27 protein-coding genes are annotated in these 14,883 nt (G+C 62.5%); all 27 read right to left on the reverse strand.

The genetic code is table 11. From position 1 onward, the window contains the following. Positions 1 to 57: 57 nt before the first annotated feature. Complete coding sequence (locus tag PRN20_RS13430) at positions 58 to 1,077, reverse strand: DNA-directed RNA polymerase subunit alpha (RefSeq protein WP_273957914.1); 1,020 nt, start codon at positions 1,075 to 1,077, stop codon at positions 58 to 60. A gap of 99 nt (positions 1,078 to 1,176) precedes the next feature. Next, the gene (rpsK, locus tag PRN20_RS13435; protein ID WP_055049094.1) at positions 1,177 to 1,569 is read right to left on the reverse strand and encodes a 30S ribosomal protein S11; all 393 of its coding nucleotides are present in this window, start codon (positions 1,567 to 1,569) and stop codon (positions 1,177 to 1,179) included. Between the two features lie 82 nt (positions 1,570 to 1,651). After that, positions 1,652 to 2,020, reverse strand: a complete 369-nt coding sequence (gene rpsM, locus PRN20_RS13440) for a 30S ribosomal protein S13 (protein ID WP_273957916.1) — start codon at positions 2,018 to 2,020, stop codon at positions 1,652 to 1,654. Between the two features lie 175 nt (positions 2,021 to 2,195). Continuing rightward, positions 2,196 to 2,765: an adenylate kinase gene (locus tag PRN20_RS13445; RefSeq protein ID WP_273957917.1), complete on the reverse strand. Its 570-nt coding sequence runs from the start codon at positions 2,763 to 2,765 to the stop codon at positions 2,196 to 2,198. Then, positions 2,762 to 4,096 carry a preprotein translocase subunit SecY gene (gene secY / locus PRN20_RS13450; RefSeq protein ID WP_273957918.1) on the reverse strand — a complete coding sequence of 445 codons (1,335 nt, stop codon included), beginning with the start codon at positions 4,094 to 4,096 and terminating at the stop codon, positions 2,762 to 2,764. Before secY ends, PRN20_RS13445 begins: the two co-directional genes overlap by 4 nt. A gap of 32 nt (positions 4,097 to 4,128) precedes the next feature. Next, the gene (gene rplO / locus PRN20_RS13455; RefSeq protein WP_273957919.1) at positions 4,129 to 4,614 is read right to left on the reverse strand and encodes a 50S ribosomal protein L15; all 486 of its coding nucleotides are present in this window, start codon (positions 4,612 to 4,614) and stop codon (positions 4,129 to 4,131) included. Positions 4,615 to 4,625: 11 nt separating this feature from the next. Then, positions 4,626 to 4,814, reverse strand: a complete 189-nt coding sequence (rpmD, locus tag PRN20_RS13460; RefSeq protein ID WP_055877885.1) for a 50S ribosomal protein L30 — start codon at positions 4,812 to 4,814, stop codon at positions 4,626 to 4,628. A 22-nt stretch (positions 4,815 to 4,836) separates the two neighbouring features. Further along, positions 4,837 to 5,364, reverse strand: a complete 528-nt coding sequence (gene rpsE, locus PRN20_RS13465) for a 30S ribosomal protein S5 (RefSeq protein WP_273957922.1) — start codon at positions 5,362 to 5,364, stop codon at positions 4,837 to 4,839. Positions 5,365 to 5,386: 22 nt separating this feature from the next. Beyond that, a complete protein-coding gene (gene rplR, locus PRN20_RS13470) occupies positions 5,387 to 5,749 on the reverse strand; it encodes a 50S ribosomal protein L18 (RefSeq protein ID WP_273957923.1) in 363 nt (120 codons plus the stop codon). An 11-nt stretch (positions 5,750 to 5,760) separates the two neighbouring features. Further along, a complete protein-coding gene (rplF, locus tag PRN20_RS13475; protein WP_273957924.1) occupies positions 5,761 to 6,294 on the reverse strand; it encodes a 50S ribosomal protein L6 in 534 nt (177 codons plus the stop codon). Between the two features lie 56 nt (positions 6,295 to 6,350). Next, positions 6,351 to 6,749: a 30S ribosomal protein S8 gene (rpsH, locus tag PRN20_RS13480; protein ID WP_273957925.1), complete on the reverse strand. Its 399-nt coding sequence runs from the start codon at positions 6,747 to 6,749 to the stop codon at positions 6,351 to 6,353. Between the two features lie 12 nt (positions 6,750 to 6,761). Next, entirely contained in the window at positions 6,762 to 7,067 is a 306-nt protein-coding gene (rpsN, locus tag PRN20_RS13485) for a 30S ribosomal protein S14 (protein ID WP_273957926.1), read from the reverse strand. Between the two features lie 20 nt (positions 7,068 to 7,087). Further along, positions 7,088 to 7,645 (reverse strand): 50S ribosomal protein L5, encoded by a 558-nt coding sequence (rplE, locus tag PRN20_RS13490; protein WP_273957927.1) that lies wholly within the window; start codon positions 7,643 to 7,645, stop codon positions 7,088 to 7,090. Further along, positions 7,638 to 7,952: a 50S ribosomal protein L24 gene (rplX, locus tag PRN20_RS13495; RefSeq protein WP_273957928.1), complete on the reverse strand. Its 315-nt coding sequence runs from the start codon at positions 7,950 to 7,952 to the stop codon at positions 7,638 to 7,640. The genes rplE and rplX overlap by 8 nt, the downstream gene beginning before the upstream one ends. Further along, positions 7,952 to 8,320, reverse strand: a complete 369-nt coding sequence (rplN, locus tag PRN20_RS13500; RefSeq protein ID WP_055877905.1) for a 50S ribosomal protein L14 — start codon at positions 8,318 to 8,320, stop codon at positions 7,952 to 7,954. The genes rplX and rplN overlap by 1 nt, the downstream gene beginning before the upstream one ends. A gap of 57 nt (positions 8,321 to 8,377) precedes the next feature. After that, positions 8,378 to 8,611, reverse strand: a complete 234-nt coding sequence (rpsQ, locus tag PRN20_RS13505; RefSeq protein WP_055877908.1) for a 30S ribosomal protein S17 — start codon at positions 8,609 to 8,611, stop codon at positions 8,378 to 8,380. A 10-nt stretch (positions 8,612 to 8,621) separates the two neighbouring features. Further along, complete coding sequence (rpmC, locus tag PRN20_RS13510) at positions 8,622 to 8,849, reverse strand: 50S ribosomal protein L29 (RefSeq protein WP_273957929.1); 228 nt, start codon at positions 8,847 to 8,849, stop codon at positions 8,622 to 8,624. A gap of 5 nt (positions 8,850 to 8,854) precedes the next feature. Further along, complete coding sequence (gene rplP / locus PRN20_RS13515) at positions 8,855 to 9,268, reverse strand: 50S ribosomal protein L16 (protein ID WP_273957930.1); 414 nt, start codon at positions 9,266 to 9,268, stop codon at positions 8,855 to 8,857. A 16-nt stretch (positions 9,269 to 9,284) separates the two neighbouring features. After that, the gene (rpsC, locus tag PRN20_RS13520; RefSeq protein ID WP_273957931.1) at positions 9,285 to 10,040 is read right to left on the reverse strand and encodes a 30S ribosomal protein S3; all 756 of its coding nucleotides are present in this window, start codon (positions 10,038 to 10,040) and stop codon (positions 9,285 to 9,287) included. Continuing rightward, a complete protein-coding gene (gene rplV, locus PRN20_RS13525) occupies positions 10,040 to 10,420 on the reverse strand; it encodes a 50S ribosomal protein L22 (protein WP_273957932.1) in 381 nt (126 codons plus the stop codon). The genes rpsC and rplV overlap by 1 nt, the downstream gene beginning before the upstream one ends. Position 10,421: 1 nt before the next feature. Continuing rightward, positions 10,422 to 10,700, reverse strand: a complete 279-nt coding sequence (gene rpsS / locus PRN20_RS13530) for a 30S ribosomal protein S19 (RefSeq protein ID WP_273957933.1) — start codon at positions 10,698 to 10,700, stop codon at positions 10,422 to 10,424. Between the two features lie 3 nt (positions 10,701 to 10,703). Beyond that, entirely contained in the window at positions 10,704 to 11,543 is an 840-nt protein-coding gene (gene rplB, locus PRN20_RS13535; protein ID WP_273957934.1) for a 50S ribosomal protein L2, read from the reverse strand. A gap of 14 nt (positions 11,544 to 11,557) precedes the next feature. Then, positions 11,558 to 11,851: a 50S ribosomal protein L23 gene (locus PRN20_RS13540; RefSeq protein ID WP_273957935.1), complete on the reverse strand. Its 294-nt coding sequence runs from the start codon at positions 11,849 to 11,851 to the stop codon at positions 11,558 to 11,560. After that, on the reverse strand, positions 11,848 to 12,468 hold the full coding sequence (rplD, locus tag PRN20_RS13545) for a 50S ribosomal protein L4 (protein ID WP_273957936.1): 621 nt from the start codon (positions 12,466 to 12,468) through the stop codon (positions 11,848 to 11,850). Before rplD ends, PRN20_RS13540 begins: the two co-directional genes overlap by 4 nt. Then, the gene (gene rplC, locus PRN20_RS13550; protein ID WP_273957937.1) at positions 12,468 to 13,172 is read right to left on the reverse strand and encodes a 50S ribosomal protein L3; all 705 of its coding nucleotides are present in this window, start codon (positions 13,170 to 13,172) and stop codon (positions 12,468 to 12,470) included. The genes rplD and rplC overlap by 1 nt, the downstream gene beginning before the upstream one ends. 80 nt (positions 13,173 to 13,252) lie before the next feature. After that, positions 13,253 to 13,561 carry a 30S ribosomal protein S10 gene (gene rpsJ / locus PRN20_RS13555; protein WP_055049780.1) on the reverse strand — a complete coding sequence of 103 codons (309 nt, stop codon included), beginning with the start codon at positions 13,559 to 13,561 and terminating at the stop codon, positions 13,253 to 13,255. Positions 13,562 to 13,632: 71 nt separating this feature from the next. After that, the gene (gene tuf, locus PRN20_RS13560; protein ID WP_273957938.1) at positions 13,633 to 14,823 is read right to left on the reverse strand and encodes an elongation factor Tu; all 1,191 of its coding nucleotides are present in this window, start codon (positions 14,821 to 14,823) and stop codon (positions 13,633 to 13,635) included. Between the last annotated feature and the right edge of the window lie 60 nt (positions 14,824 to 14,883).

Consider the following 14,883-nt stretch of genomic DNA (forward strand, 5'->3'; position numbering starts at 1 on the left):
TTACTCCCTAAGGCCCGGGCGTCTCACGACGGGCGGTTAGCGGCTGTGTTGGCCGGCTTAATAATGATCTTCGTAGCGCTTGGCCAGATCGTCGATGTTCTCAGGCGGCCAGTTCGGCACGTCCATCCCGAGGTGCAGGCCCATCTGGGCGAGCACTTCCTTGATCTCGTTGAGCGACTTGCGGCCGAAGTTCGGCGTACGCAGCATCTCGGCTTCGGTCTTCTGGATCAGATCGCCGATGTAGACGATGTTGTCGTTCTTCAGGCAGTTCGCCGAACGGACCGACAGCTCGAGCTCGTCGACCTTCTTGAGCAGCGCCGGGTTGAAGGCGAGCTCCGGAACAGCTTCCGGCCCCTTCTCCTTGGTGGGCTCTTCGAAGTTGACGAACACCGACAGCTGATCCTGCAGGATACGCGCGGCGTAGGCCACGGCGTCATCCGGCGAGATCGCGCCGTTGGTTTCGACGGTCAGCGTCAGCTTGTCCTTGTCGAGGCTCTCGCCGGCACGCGTCGCATCAACCTTGTAGGAGACGCGGCGGACGGGCGAGAAGAGCGCGTCGACCGGGATGTAGCCGATCGGAGCGTCGTCCGGACGGTTCTTCACGGCCGGGACGTAACCCTTGCCGGTGTTGACCGTGAACTCGATGTTGATCTCGGCGCCGTCGTCGAGGTGGCAGATCACCAGCTCGGGGTTCAGCACTTCGATATCGCCGGAAACCTTGATGTCGCCGGCGGTAACGGCCGCCGGGCCCTGCTTGGTCAGCGTCAGCCGCTTCGGGCCCTCGCCGCCCATCTTCAGGGCGATCTCCTTGACGTTCAGCACGAGGTCGGTAATGTCCTCGCGCACGCCCGGCAGAGACGAGAACTCGTGCAGGATGCCGTCGATCTGGATGGCAGTGACAGCCGCACCCTGAAGCGAGGAAAGCAGAACACGACGCAGCGCATTGCCCAGGGTAAGGCCGTAGCCGCGCTCGAGCGGCTCAGCCACAACCGAGGCGATGCGTACGTTACCGCTGTCCGAAACGATGTCCAGTTTGGTCGGCTTGATCAGTTCCTGCCAGTTCCGCTGGATGGTCACGGTATTGTCCTTTCAAATGGGCGGTCCGCCTAACCGCCTGTCCAAAGCGATGTCCTATCCCGGCGCGAGAGCGCGCGCCGGGAGATCTACCGTGACAAATCAGACGCGGCGGCGCTTGCGCGGCCGGCAACCGTTGTGCGGGATCGAGGTGACATCGCGGATGCTGGTGACGTTGAAGCCAGCAGCCTGCAGCGCACGAAGCGCCGACTCGCGACCCGAACCGGGACCACGGACCTCGACCTCGAGGGTCTTCATGCCGTGTTCCTGGGCCTTCTTGGCCGCGTCTTCCGCCGCAACCTGGGCGGCATAAGGGGTCGACTTGCGCGAACCCTTGAAACCCATCACGCCCGAGGACGACCAGGAGATCGTGTTACCCTGCACGTCGGTGATGGTGACCATGGTGTTGTTGAACGACGCATTCACGTGCGCCACACCATTGGTAATGTTCTTGCGCTCCTTACGACGGACGCGCGCGACTTCAGCTTTTGCCAATTTGCTTCCTCAGTTCGATATCGACGCTGCCGTAGTTCCAGCAGCTACATCGGGATGGCGGAGAGGTACTCCGCAACCCCAGTTACTTCTTCTTGCCGGCGATCGGCTTGGCCGGACCCTTGCGGGTGCGGGCATTGGTGTGGGTGCGCTGGCCACGGACCGGCAAACCCTTGCGGTGACGAAGGCCACGGTAGTTACCGAGGTCCATCAGCCGCTTGATGTTCATGGCGACGTTACGGCGGAGGTCACCCTCCACGACGTAGTCGCGGTCGATCGCCTCACGGATCTGGATGACCTCGGCGTCAGTCAGATCATTCACGCGACGCTCAGTCGGGATCCCCACCTTCTCGGTGATGTCCTGGGCGAACTTCGGACCGATGCCGTGGATGTACTGAAGCGCGATGACAACGCGCTTATTGGTCGGGATATTGACGCCAGCAATACGAGCCACGTCCGCTCTCCTTTAGTCGGCGGCCGAAGCCACCCGTTTGATAACGACAAGGGACCGGAGTCCGACCCCTCACTCTGCGAGGAACCGAATCCAGCCCAATAATCCATGAGACTGGCGCGGTTCATAAGGACATGGCCCGGCAGAGTCAACTGCCGAGGGCCCTGCCCCGGTCATACTAGTTATGCAGCGACCGGCGGATGGCCGCCGTGACTTCCTCGACCGGCTGCATGCCGTCGACAGTCTTCAGAATGCTCTTGCCACGGTAGTACTCGACCAGCGGTGCGGTCTGTTCGCGATAGACGTTGAGGCGGTTACGCAGCACTTCCTCATTGTCGTCGCCACGGGCAACCCCCGATTCCTTGGCACGCTTGGCAATGCGCTGCACCAGGATGTCGGGCTCGGCCGTGATCTCGACCACGGCGTCGAGCTGCATCCCCTTGTCGGTCAGCATCTCGTCGAGCGCCTCGGCCTGCGGAATGGTCCGCGGGAAGCCGTCCAGCACGAAACCGGCCTTGCAGTCTTCCTGGTCCAGGCGTTCGGAGACGATCCCGTTCACGATCTCGTCAGAGACGAGGTCGCCACGATCCATGATCTCCTTGGCCGCCAGGCCCATCGGGGTCTTCGCCGCAATCGCGGAGCGAAGGATGTCTCCGGTCGACAGCTGCGGAATACCGTAGCTGTCGATCAGCACCTTCGCCTGGGTACCCTTCCCCGCCCCCGGGGGCCCAAGCAGAATCAACCTCATTTACGCTTGCTCCCAAGCCGCGAACGCTTCACCAGACCCTCGTACTGCTGCGCGATCAGATGGCTCTGGATCTGCGTCACGGTATCGAGGGTGACAGTCACGATAATCAGCAGCGAAGTGCCGCCGATGAACTGGCTGACGTTCAACTGGCTGTGGATCAGCTCCGGAATAAGCGCGACGACCGTGAGGTAGAGCGCGCCGATCACCGTGATGCGGGTCAGCACATAGTCGATGTACTGGGCCGTCCGCTCGCCCGGACGGATGCCCGGGATGAAGCCGCCGGAGCGCTTCAGATTGTCCGCGGTATCGGTCGGGTTGAAGACGATCGAGGTGTAGAAGAACGCGAAGAAGATGATCAGGACGGCGAACAGGATCAGGTAGAGCGGCTGGCCACGGCCGAGCAGCGCTGCGGTCACCTGCAGCCACTGGGGCGCATCGCCCTGGCTGGCAAACGACGCAATGGTCGCCGGCAGCAGCAGGAGCGAAGAACCGAAGATCACCGGGATAACGCCCGCGGTGTTGAGCTTGAGCGGCAGGTGCGACGTGTCGCCCTGGAACATCTTGTTGCCCACCTGGCGCTTCGGATACTGGATCAGAAGCCGTCGCTGGGCCCGCTCGAAGAACACGATCACTGCGATCACCAGGATGGCGATCAACGGCAGCAGGATGCTCCAGAAGCCGGCAATACCACCCGTACGGGTCAGTTCCAGGGTCTGGACGATCGTTGCCGGCAGGTTCGCCACGATACCGGCGAAGATGATCAGCGAGATGCCGTTACCGATGCCGCGCGAGGTGATCTGCTCACCCAGCCACATCAGGAACATCGTACCGCCCACGAGCGTGATCACGGTCGAGACACGGAAGAACCAGCCCGGATTGATCACCACGCCCTGGCTGCTCTCGAGACCGATCGCAATGCCGTAGGCCTGGACCGCACAGAACAGCACCGCGAGATAACGCGTGTACTGGTTCAGCTTGCGGCGCCCGCTCTCGCCTTCCTTGCGGAGGGCTTCGAGGCGTGGGGACGCCGTCGTGATGACCTGCACCACGATCGAGGCGGTAATGTACGGGATGAGGTTGAGCGCAAAGATCGCCATGCGCTGCACGGCACCGCCGGCAAACATGTCGAACATCCCGAAAATGCCCTGCGAGGCATTCTGGAACGTCTGCGCATAGGCATCAGGATCGATGCCCGGCACCGGGATGTAAGTCCCGAGCCGATAAACGAGAAGCGCACCCAGCGTGAACCAGATGCGCTGCTGGAGGGCCTTCGCTTTCGCGAAGGTCCCGAAGTTGAGATTTCTGGCCAGCTGTTCGGCTGCGGACGCCATAGTCGCTCCCTTTAGAATGGGGCCAGGCGCTCTTAGGCGTCAGCCTTCACTTCTGCCTGAGGCATATCGACCTTGCCACCGGCTGCTTCAATAGCAGCAAGCGCACCCTTGGTCGCGTGAGCAACCTTGAAGGTCACCTTCTTGGCAGTGAAACCCGAGCTGCCGATCAGGCGGACGCCGTCGAGCTCGCGACGGATCACACCGGCCTGCACGAGCGCCGCCGCATCGACCACGCCCTTGATGTCCAGCTTGCCGCTGTCGATGTAGGCCTGGATACGATCGATACGCAGCTGGTTCCACTTCTTGGGATTGGGAACGTTGAAGCCGCGCTTCGGCATACGCATGTGAAGGGGCATCTGGCCGCCTTCGAAGCCGTTGATGGCAACGCCGGAGCGCGCCGTCTGGCCCTTGCCGCCACGGCCGCCGGTCTTGCCGACGCCCGAGCCGATACCACGACCGACGCGTACGCGCTTCTTGTTGGCGCCCGGGTTGTCCCGGAGTTCGTTCAAACGAGTCATTGTTCTCGTCCTTATTTGGCGTCGACGACGCGCACGAGGTGCGGGATCTTACGGATCATGCCGCGGACCTCGGGGGTGTCCTTGAGGGTCGACTGCTTGCGGATCTTGTTCAGCCCCAAACCGATGAGGGTGGCGCGCTGGTCCTGCGGACGGCGCGTCGGGCTGGCGATCTGCTCGATGGTGACGGTCTTGTCGGCCATAGTACTAACTCCCAAGCCCTAATCAGGCTTCGACGGTCTCGCCACGGCGAGCCTGCAGGTCGGAGACCTTCAGGCCACGGCGGGCGGCGACCGAGCGCGGGCTATCAACGCGCTTCAGCGCATCGAAGGTGGCCCGGACCATGTTGTAGGGATTGGCGGTGCCCTGCGACTTCGCCACGATGTCGTTGACCCCGAGGGTCTCGAACACAGCGCGCATCGGGCCGCCGGCGATGATGCCGGTGCCGGGGACAGCTGCACGCAGGATGACCTTGCCGGCGCCGTGGTGGCCGACCACATCGTGGTGCAGCGTACGGGCTTCGCGCAGCGGAACGCGGATCATCTGGCGCTTGGCCTGCTCGGTGGCCTTGCGGATGGCCTCAGGCACTTCACGCGCCTTGCCATGACCGAAGCCAACGCGGCCCTTCTGATCACCAACCACGACCAGGGCGGCGAAGCCGAAGCGACGGCCACCCTTCACAACCTTGGCGACGCGGTTGATGTGAACCAGCCGGTCGACGAATTCGCTTTCGCGCTCTTGAACGTCTCTCATCGAAATTTCCTTTGTCGCCGGATCAGAACTTCAGGCCGCCTTCGCGGGCCGCCTCGGCAAGGGCCTTCACCCTGCCGTGATAGAGGTAGGCGCCACGGTCGAACACGACCTCGCCAACCTTGGCAGCAACACCGCGCTCGGCGATCAGCTTGCCGACGGTGGCCGCAGCCTCCGCAGTCGAGCCGCTCTTGAGCTTGGCCTTCACATCCTTGTCGATCGTCGAAGCCGCCGCGAGCGTACGGCCCGAAGCATCGTCGATGATCTGCGCATAAATGTTCTTGTCGGTGCGGTGCACGGACAGGCGCGGCTGGCCACTGGAGTTGGCCTTGAGCGCCTTGCGGACGCGGGCCTTGCGGCGATCCGCACCTTTGAGCTTGGTCTGCATCTGGCGCTTCCTTACTTCTTCTTGCCTTCTTTGCGGGCGATGAACTCGCCCACATAGCGCACACCCTTGCCCTTGTAGGGCTCCGGCGGACGCCAGCCGCGAATGTCAGCGGCAACCTGGCCAACCTGCTGCTTGTCGATCCCGGTGACGACGACTTCCGTCTGGGTCGGGGTCGCAATGGTGATACCCGCGGGGGTCTCGAACACCACGTCGTGGCTGAAACCGAGCGAGAGCTTCAGATCCTTGCCCTGCATGGCAGCGCGGTAACCCACGCCCTGGATCGCCAGCTTCCGCTCGAACCCGTCCTTCACGCCGACCACGAGATTGTTGATCAACGCGCGGGTCGTCCCCCAGGCAGCGCGGGCTTCCTTGCTGTCATCGATGGGCTCGATGACGATACCGTCATCGGTCTGCTTGGCGTTCACGATATCCATGAGCGTCAGCGACTGCTCGCCCTTCGGTCCCTTCGCGGTGACCGTGCGATCGGCGATCGTGACGGTAACGCCACTGACCGGTGCGATCGGCTTTTTGCCTGTACGGGACATTCTGTTCTAACTTCCTTCGGAGTAATCGTCACACCGACGGCTTCAAGGCGTTAGCCTTAGAAGACGCGGCAGAGTACCTCGCCACCCAGGTTCTGGGCTTTAGCTTCGTGGTCGGCCATCACGCCCTTCGGGGTCGACAGGATCGACACACCGAGACCGTTCGCGACGGACGGGATATTCTTCACCGACGCATAGACGCGGCGGCCGGGACGCGAGACACGCTCGATCGTCCGGATAACCGGCTGGTTGTCGGAGTACTTCAGCTCGATGTCGTACTGAAGCACGCCGTTGTCCATGTGCGACTCCGAGTACCCGCGGATGAAGCCTTCCGACTTCAGCACGTCGAGCACACGGCCACGCAGGGTGGACGCGGGAGTGGTCACCACATCGCGCCGGCGAAGCTGCGCGTTGCGGATACGGGTCAGCATATCGCCGATGGGATCAGAAAAGCTCATGTCGCCTTCTCCTTACCAGCTCGACTTGACCAGGCCCGGGATGAGCCCGAGGCTACCCAGCTGGCGCAGTGCGATACGGCTCAACTTGAGCTTGCGGTAGTAGCCGCGAGGACGGCCGCTGACTTCGCAACGGTTGTGAACGCGGTTCTCAGCCGAATTGCGCGGCAGCGCGGCGAGCTTGAGCTGCGCCGAGAAGCGCTCCTCGAGCGACACGCTCTGATTCATGACAATTGCCTTGAGCTTCGCACGCTTGGGAGCGAGCTGCTTGGAAAGGCGCTTGCGCTTGTTGTTCTTCTCGATGGAGCTGGTCTTTGCCATGTCCTACCTCGTCTCTTCCGTTACTGCCGGAAGGGGAAATTGAAAGCCTTGAGCAGCGCCCGGGCTTCGTCGTCCGTGCGGGCCGTCGTGCACACGATGATATCCATGCCCCAGGTCTGATCGATCTGATCGAAATTGATCTCGGGGAAGATGATGTGCTCTTTGATGCCCATGGCGTAGTTGCCGCGACCATCGAAAGAATTCGGGTTCAGCCCGCGGAAGTCACGAACGCGCGGCAGCGCGATGTTCACCAGGCGGTCCATGAACTCGTACATACGAGCCTTGCGCAGCGTGACCTTCACGCCGAGCGGCATGTTCTCGCGCACCTTGAAGCCGGCGATCGACTTGCGGGCATAGGTGATGACGGGCTTCTGGCCGGAGATCCTCTCGAGATCGCCCGCAGCAGCCTTCACCTTCTTGGAGTCGTTCACGGCCTCGCCGACACCCATGTTCAGCACGATCTTGTCGAGCTTGGGGGCCTGCATGACGTTCTTGTAGCCGAACTCCTTGATGAGCTCCGGCTTGATCGTCTCGTCGTACTGCGTACGGAGACGCGGAATATAGATGGTATCAGCCATCGATCGTGTCTCCGGTCGACTTGGCGACGCGCACCTTGGTGCCGTCATCGTTGATCTTGAACCCGACGCGGGTCGGCTTGCCGTCCTTGTCGGCGACCGCCAGGTTGCTCAGGTGAATCGGGGCTTCCTTGGTGAAGATGCCCGCATCCTGGCTAGCAGTCTGCTTGGTGTGGCGACGAACGAGGTTCAGGCCCTGGACCACGGCGCGGGTCTCGGTCGGAATGACCTGCAGAACCTGACCGGTCTTGCCCTTGTCCTTGCCGGCCAGAACGACGACGCGATCGCCCTTCTTGATCTTGGCAGACATCACAGCACCTCCGGCGCAAGCGAAATGATCTTCATGTGGTTCTTCGAACGCAGCTCGCGCGGAACTGGCCCGAAGATACGGGTACCGATCGGCTCGGCCTGGTTATTGATCAGGACGGCGGCGTTGCGGTCGAAGCGGATGACGGTGCCATCGGCGCGGCGAACCGGGAATGCGGTGCGCACAACGACGGCCTTCATCACCTGGCCCTTCTTGACGCGGCCACGCGGGATCGCGTCCTTGACCGAGACAACAATGATATCGCCCACCGAGGCGTACTTGCGGTGCGAACCGCCGAGTACCTTGATGCACATGACACGACGCGCGCCGGAATTATCGGCGACATCGAGATTGGACTGCATCTGGATCATGGCTTGATGCCTTCTTCAGTTTCGGGGTCTGCCCACACGGCGAGCCCTAAATTCCGGTTACGCCGAGGGCTTGAGGACCCAGCGCTTGTTTTTCGAAATCGGCGCCGACTCTTCGATCCAGACGACATCCCCGACCTTGGCCACATTGGCTTCGTCATGGGCGTGGTACTTCTTGGACCGGCGCACGGTCTTCTTCATCACCGGGTGGGTGAACGCACGGTCGACCCGCACCACCACAGTCTTGTCGTTCGTGTCGGAGACCACGGTCCCCTGCAGTACGCGCTTGGGCATCTCGGTCTCCTTACTTCGCCACGGCCTTCTCGCCGAGGATGGTCTTGACCCGCGCGATTTCGCGGCGGACCTCACGCACCCGGGCGGGCTTCTCCAGCTGCTGGGTAGCGCGCTGGAACCGCAGGTTGAACTGCTCTTTCTTCAGCCCCAGGAGCTGATCCTTCAGCTCGTCGGGGGTCTTGGCGCGCAGGTCGGCGGTTTCGCCGATCTTGGCCTCGGATTTCTTCTTGGCTGCCATGGCTATCAATCCGCGATGCGGGTGACGACCCGCGTGGTGACCGGAAGCTTCATGGCGCCGAGGCGCAGGGCTTCCTTGGCAACGTCCTCGGGGACGCCGTCGATTTCGAACAGGATGCGGCCCGGCTTCACACGGGCGGCCCAGAACTCAACCGAGCCCTTGCCCTTACCCATACGAACTTCGGTCGGCTTCTTCGAAACCGGCAGGTCCGGGAAGACGCGGATCCAGACGCGGCCGGCGCGCTTCATCTCGCGGGTGATCGCGCGGCGGGCCGCCTCGATCTGACGAGCAGTGACGCGCTCGGGCTCCTGGGACTTCAGGCCGAACTGACCGAAAGCCAGCTCCGTGCCACCCTTGGCATTGCCATGGATGCGGCCCTTATGCGCCTTGCGGAACTTGGTACGTTTTGGCTGCAGCATTTCTGTCTATGCCTTCTCAGTTCGCGCTTTCGCGATCGCGACGGCTCGGACGATCGCCACGATCGTCACGGTCCCCGCGCTCGCGGCGCTGGCCTTCGCTCGGCGCGGCTTCCGTTGCACGGCGCTCATGCGCCGACGGATCGTGCTCGAGCACTTCGCCCTTGAACACCCACACCTTGATGCCGATGATGCCGTAGGTCGTACGGGCTTCGGCAGTGCCGTAGTCGATATCGGCACGCAGCGTGTGCAGCGGAACGCGACCTTCGCGGTACCACTCGGTACGAGCGATGTCGGCGCCGCCGAGACGGCCACCAACGTTCACGCGGATGCCGCCGGCGCCCATGCGGATCGCCGTCTGCACTGCACGCTTCATCGCACGGCGGAACGCCACGCGACGCTCGAGCTGCTGGGCAATGCCCTGGGCGACGAGGTTCGCATCGGTCTCCGGCTTGCGCACTTCAACGATGTTGATGTGCACTTCGCTGTCGGTGAACTTCTTCACCTTGGCGCGGATCTTGTCGATGTCAGCGCCCTTCTTGCCGATCACGATGCCCGGACGGGCAGTGTGGATCGACACGCGGCACTTGCGGTGCGGACGCTCGATGACGATCTTGGACACCGCGGCCTGCTTGAGGTCTTCGAGCAGCGTCTCACGGATCTTCAGGTCTTCCTGCAGCAGGTTACCGTACTCACCCTTGTTGGCGTACCAACGCGAGTCCCAGGTGCGGTTGATGCCGAGGCGCAGACCGATCGGGTTGATCTTCTGACCCATTATGCGGTCTCCTCAACTTGGCGAACCACAATGGTGAGGTTCGAGAACGTGTGCTCCAGGCGAGCCGCGTGGCCACGACCGCGGGCCATGAACCGCTTCATGATCAGGCCGTCGCCCACATAGGCTTCGGCAACGATCAGGCTGTCCGGGTCCAGGCCGTGGTTGTTCTCGGCGTTGGCGATGGCGCTCTCGAGCGTCTTCTTCACCGGACCGGCGACACGCTTGCGCGAGAACTCGAGCTCGGCCAGGGCCTTGTCGACCTTCTTGCCGCGGATCATCGAGGCCACGAGGTTGAGCTTCTGGCCCGAGGTGCGAAGCATGCGGAGTACCGCCTTTGCCTCGTTGTCCTTGAGCGACCGCTGGGTTTTCGGCTTGCCCATGTTACTTCCTCTTGGCCTTCTTGTCGGCCGCGTGACCGTAGTACGTACGGGTCGGCGCGAACTCGCCGAACTTGTGGCCGATCATCTCTTCCTGAACCATTACCGGCACATGCTTTTGGCCGTTATGGACACCAAAGGTCAGACCGACGAACTGCGGCAGGATCGTGGAGCGACGGCTCCAGATCTTGATGACTTCGTTGCGGCCACTCGAACGAGAAGTCTCTGCCTTCTTGAGCAGATAACCGTCGACGAACGGGCCCTTCCAGACTGAACGCGACATGGCTTAGCGGCCCTTCTTCACGTGACGCGAGCGGACGATAAACTTGTCCGTCGACTTGTTGCTGCGGGTCTTCTTACCCTTGGTCGGCTTGCCCCACGGGGACACCGGGTGACGGCCACCAGACGTACGACCTTCACCACCACCGTGCGGGTGATCGACCGGGTTCATGGTCACGCCGCGGTTTACCGGCTTGCGGCCGAGCCAGCGGTTGCGACCAGCCTTGCCGATCGAGGTGTTGGCGTGGTCCTGGTTCGATACCGCGCCGACAGTGGCGAGGCACGAGCCGTGGACACGGCGCTGTTCACCCGAGTTCAGGCGAAGGATCGCCCAACCAGCGTCACGGCCCACATACTGGGCATAGGCACCGGCCGAACGTGCGATCTGACCGCCCTTGCGGGGCTTCATCTCGACGTTGTGCACGATCGTGCCCACCGGCATGCGCTCCAGCGGCATCGCGTTGCCCGGCTTCACGTCGGCCGAACCGAGCGTGGAGATCACCTTGTCGCCGGCAGCCAAACGCTGCGGCGCGATGATGTAGGCAAGCTCGCCGTCGGCGTACTTGATCAGCGCGATCCAGGCCGTACGGTTCGGATCGTACTCGAGGCGCTCAACGGTAGCCACTTCCTCGAACCGCACGCGGCGGAAATCGACGACGCGGTAGGTCCGCTTGTGACCGCCACCGCGATGGTAGGCAGTGATGCGACCGGCGTTGTTACGGCCGCCCGACTTGTTGAGACCTTCGGTCAGCGCCTTGACCGGCTTGCCCTTCCACAGCTCCGACCGATCGGTCGTGATGAGCTGGCGACGGCCAGGAGAGGTCGGATTGTAAGTTTTCAAACCCATGTTCTTCTCTCCCCTTAGATACCGGTCGAAATGTCGATCGACTGGCCGTCAACGAGGGTGACGATAGCCTTCTTGACGTCCTTGCGGGTGCCAAGTTCCTGACGGAAGCGCTTCACCTTGCCCTTGCGGACCAGCGTGTTGACCGCCTTCACCTTGACCGAAAAGAGAGCCTCTACGGCTTCCTTGATCTGCGTCTTGGTGGCGTCGATCGCGACGTCAAACACGACCTGGCCGTGCTCGGACGCCATCGTCGACTTCTCGGTGACGACCGGGTTCCGGATCACGTCGTAGTTGGTGAACTTGCTCATGCGAACCGTGCCTCGAGCGCCTCAAGCGCTGCTTTGGTCAGAACGAGCTTATGGCGACGGAGAATGTCAGCGACATTGATCCCCTGCACCGGCAGCACGTCGATCTGCGGAATGTTGCGAGCCGCGTGGGCGAAGTTCTTGTCCACCTCGGCGCCGTCGATGATCAGAGCGCTCGTCCACTCCAGCTTGCCAAACTGCTTGGCAAGCGCCGCGGTCTTGGGCTCCGTCGTCGCAACGGTCGGAACGACGACCAGCTCGCCGGCCTTGGCCTTGGCCGAAAGCGCATGCTTCAGGGCCAGGGCGCGGACCTTCTTGGGCAGCTCGATCGCATGGCTGCGGGGCTCGGGGCCGAACGCACGGCCACCGCCGCGGAACTGCGGAGCCGCCTTGTTGCCGTGACGGGCGCCGCCGGAGCCCTTCTGCTTCACCGACTTCTTGCTGGTGTAAGCGATCTCGGAGCGGTGCTTCACCTTGTGGGTGCCGGCCATCGCCTTGAGCTGCTGGTAGCGGACCATGCGGTGCAGGATGTCCTGACGGACTTCAAGACCGAAGATCTCGTCCTTCAGGGTGACCGAACCGTCGGCCTTGCCGTCCAGAGTAGTGACCTGGAGTTCCATTATTTCGCCTCCTCGGCCACGGCTGCGACAGCCGCCTTGAACGAACCGGGCACCGAAGCGCCCTTCGGAGCGGGCTTCTTGACCGCGTCCTTGATCTGGATCCAGGCACCCTTGGAGCCCGGCACAGCACCCTCAACCATGATCAGGCCGCGCTCCACGTCGGTGCGGACGACCTTCAGGTTCTGGGTGGTTACGCGACGGTCGCCCATGTGGCCGGCCATCTTCTTGCCCTTGAACACACGGCCGGGATCCTGGCGCTGACCAGTCGAACCGTGCGAACGGTGCGAAACCGACACACCGTGCGTGGCGCGCAGGCCGCCGAAATTCCAGCGCTTCATGCCGCCGGCGAAACCCTTACCGATGGACGTTCCGGTCACGTCGACCAGCTGGCCCTCGACAAAGTGGTCGGCCTGCATGGTGGCGCCCACTTCGATGAGGTTCGCAGGATCGACACGAAACTCGGTTAGCTGACGCTTCGGCTCGACCTTGGCGACGGCGAACTGGCCGCGGTCAGCCTTGGTGATGTTCTTTGCCTTCACGGCACCGGCGCCGAGCTGGAGGGCGGTGTAGCCGTCCTTCTCCTGCGTGCGCTGGCCCACGACCTGGCAATTCTCGAGGCTGAGCACGGTCACGGGGACGTGCGTGCCGTCCTCCATGAACAGCCGGGTCATCCCCACCTTCTGTGCGATCAAACCAGAACGCATCGGTTGTTACCTCTTCTCTTTGGCGGCTGACCGGGTCATTTTTCAAGAGGACCCTTTGGATGATCAGCGCGAAAACTCGTTTAGAGCTTGATTTCGACGTCGACGCCGGCGGCGAGATCGAGCTTCATAAGAGCATCGACGGTCTGCGGCGTCGGATCCACGATGTCCAGGAGACGCTTGTGGGTCCGGATCTCGAACTGCTCGCGCGACTTCTTGTCGATGTGCGGCGAACGGTTGACCGTAAACTTCTCAATCTGTGTGGGCAGCGGGATCGGCCCGCGCACCTGCGCACCCGTGCGCTTGGCCGTGTTCACGATCTCCCGGGTGGAAGTGTCGAGCACACGGTGGTCAAAGGCTTTGAGCCGGATGCGAATGTTTTGACCGTTCATCTTGCTTTCCCAGCGAAAAATGGAACGCGGCGCGCTGTTAAGCGGCGCGCCGCGCCCTGGATTACCAGGTCTTACTTCAGGATCTTGGCGACGACGCCAGAACCGACGGTGCGACCACCCTCACGGATAGCGAAGCGGAGCTTCTCTTCCATGGCGATCGGCACGATCAGCGAAACCGAGATATTCACGTTGTCGCCCGGCATCACCATTTCGGTGCCTTCCGGCAGCGTAACAACGCCGGTCACGTCGGTGGTCCGGAAGTAGAACTGCGGACGATAGTTCGCGAAGAACGGCGTGTGACGGCCACCCTCTTCCTTGGTGAGGATATAAGCCTCAGCCACGAAGTCGGTGTGCGGGGTCACGGAACCGGGCTTGCAGAGCACCTGGCCGCGCTCGACCTGCGTACGGTCGATACCACGGATCAGCGCGCCGATGTTGTCGCCAGCCTGGCCCTGATCGAGCAGCTTGCGGAACATTTCAACGCCGGTCACGGTCGTCGACTGGGTCGCCTTGATGCCGACGATCTCGACGGTCTCACCAACCTTGACGATGCCGCGCTCGACACGACCGGTGACGACAGTGCCACGGCCGGAGATCGAGAACACGTCTTCGATCGGCATCAGGAACGGCTGGTCGATCGGACGAGCCGGCTGCGGGATGTACTCGTCAACGGCAGCCATCAGCTTGATAACGGCGTCGTGACCGAGGTCCTTGTTGCCGTCATTGAGCGCTTCGGTGGCCGAACCGCGGATGATCGGAACGTCGTCGCCCGGGAATTCGTAGGACGACAGCAGCTCACGGACTTCGAGTTCCACGAGCTCGAGGAGCTCCGGATCGTCGACCATGTCGCACTTGTTCAGGAAGACGACGAGCGCCGGCACACCGACCTGACGGGCGAGCAGGATGTGCTCGCGGGTCTGCGGCATCGGGCCGTCGGCAGCCGACACGACCAGGATCGCGCCGTCCATCTGGGCAGCGCCGGTGATCATGTTCTTCACATAGTCGGCGTGGCCCGGGCAGTCGACGTGAGCGTAGTGACGGTTAGCCGTCTCGTACTCGACGTGCGACGTGTTGATCGTGATCCCGCGTGCCTTCTCTTCCGGCGCGTTGTCGATCTGATCATACGCGCGGGCGGTCGCGCCGCCGGTCTCGGCCAGAACCTTGGTGATCGCTGCGGTCAGCGAGGTCTTGCCGTGGTCAACGTGACCAATGGTGCCGATGTTGCAATGCGGCTTATTGCGGGAAAACTTTTCCTTAGCCATCACTATTCTCCGTATTCAGCCAGAGCGGCTGGAGTTGGGTTCTTCTACTTACCGAAAGGA

The organism is Devosia sp. ZB163 (genome assembly GCF_028613635.1).
Lineage (GTDB): Bacteria > Pseudomonadota > Alphaproteobacteria > Rhizobiales > Devosiaceae > Devosia_A.

Excerpts from the sequence above, each read along its gene's own strand:
- rplB (WP_273957934.1), bottom strand. The coding sequence starts at position 11,543 with ATGGGTTTGAAAACTTACAATCCGACCTCTCCTGGCCGTCGCCAGCTC.
- rpsC (WP_273957931.1), bottom strand. The coding sequence starts at position 10,040 with ATGGGTCAGAAGATCAACCCGATCGGTCTGCGCCTCGGCATCAACCGC.
- rplO (WP_273957919.1), bottom strand. The coding sequence starts at position 4,614 with ATGACTCGTTTGAACGAACTCCGGGACAACCCGGGCGCCAACAAGAAG.
- rpsQ (WP_055877908.1), bottom strand. The coding sequence starts at position 8,611 with ATGCCCAAGCGCGTACTGCAGGGGACCGTGGTCTCCGACACGAACGAC.
- PRN20_RS13540 (WP_273957935.1), bottom strand. The coding sequence starts at position 11,851 with ATGAGCAAGTTCACCAACTACGACGTGATCCGGAACCCGGTCGTCACC.
- rplD (WP_273957936.1), bottom strand. The coding sequence starts at position 12,468 with ATGGAACTCCAGGTCACTACTCTGGACGGCAAGGCCGACGGTTCGGTC.
- rplC (WP_273957937.1), bottom strand. The coding sequence starts at position 13,172 with ATGCGTTCTGGTTTGATCGCACAGAAGGTGGGGATGACCCGGCTGTTC.
- rplP (WP_273957930.1), bottom strand. The coding sequence starts at position 9,268 with ATGCTGCAGCCAAAACGTACCAAGTTCCGCAAGGCGCATAAGGGCCGC.
- rplF (WP_273957924.1), bottom strand. The coding sequence starts at position 6,294 with ATGTCCCGTACAGGCAAAAAGCCGATCGCACCGGTCAGTGGCGTTACC.
- tuf (WP_273957938.1), bottom strand. The coding sequence starts at position 14,823 with ATGGCTAAGGAAAAGTTTTCCCGCAATAAGCCGCATTGCAACATCGGC.
- rplR (WP_273957923.1), bottom strand. The coding sequence starts at position 5,749 with ATGCAGACCAAGCTCAAAGGTGCGGATCGCCGCAAGGCCCGCGTCCGC.
- rpsE (WP_273957922.1), bottom strand. The coding sequence starts at position 5,364 with ATGAGAGACGTTCAAGAGCGCGAAAGCGAATTCGTCGACCGGCTGGTT.
- PRN20_RS13445 (WP_273957917.1), bottom strand. The coding sequence starts at position 2,765 with ATGAGGTTGATTCTGCTTGGGCCCCCGGGGGCGGGGAAGGGTACCCAG.
- rpsS (WP_273957933.1), bottom strand. The coding sequence starts at position 10,700 with ATGTCGCGTTCAGTCTGGAAGGGCCCGTTCGTCGACGGTTATCTGCTC.
- rpmD (WP_055877885.1), bottom strand. The coding sequence starts at position 4,814 with ATGGCCGACAAGACCGTCACCATCGAGCAGATCGCCAGCCCGACGCGC.
- rpsN (WP_273957926.1), bottom strand. The coding sequence starts at position 7,067 with ATGGCAAAGACCAGCTCCATCGAGAAGAACAACAAGCGCAAGCGCCTT.
- rplX (WP_273957928.1), bottom strand. The coding sequence starts at position 7,952 with ATGTCTGCCAAGATCAAGAAGGGCGATCGCGTCGTCGTTCTGGCCGGC.
- rplN (WP_055877905.1), bottom strand. The coding sequence starts at position 8,320 with ATGATCCAGATGCAGTCCAATCTCGATGTCGCCGATAATTCCGGCGCG.
- rpmC (WP_273957929.1), bottom strand. The coding sequence starts at position 8,849 with ATGGCAGCCAAGAAGAAATCCGAGGCCAAGATCGGCGAAACCGCCGAC.
- rpsJ (WP_055049780.1), bottom strand. The coding sequence starts at position 13,561 with ATGAACGGTCAAAACATTCGCATCCGGCTCAAAGCCTTTGACCACCGT.
- rplE (WP_273957927.1), bottom strand. The coding sequence starts at position 7,645 with ATGGCTGATACCATCTATATTCCGCGTCTCCGTACGCAGTACGACGAG.
- rpsH (WP_273957925.1), bottom strand. The coding sequence starts at position 6,749 with ATGAGCTTTTCTGATCCCATCGGCGATATGCTGACCCGTATCCGCAAC.
- rplV (WP_273957932.1), bottom strand. The coding sequence starts at position 10,420 with ATGGGCAAGCCGAAAACCCAGCGGTCGCTCAAGGACAACGAGGCAAAG.
- secY (WP_273957918.1), bottom strand. The coding sequence starts at position 4,096 with ATGGCGTCCGCAGCCGAACAGCTGGCCAGAAATCTCAACTTCGGGACC.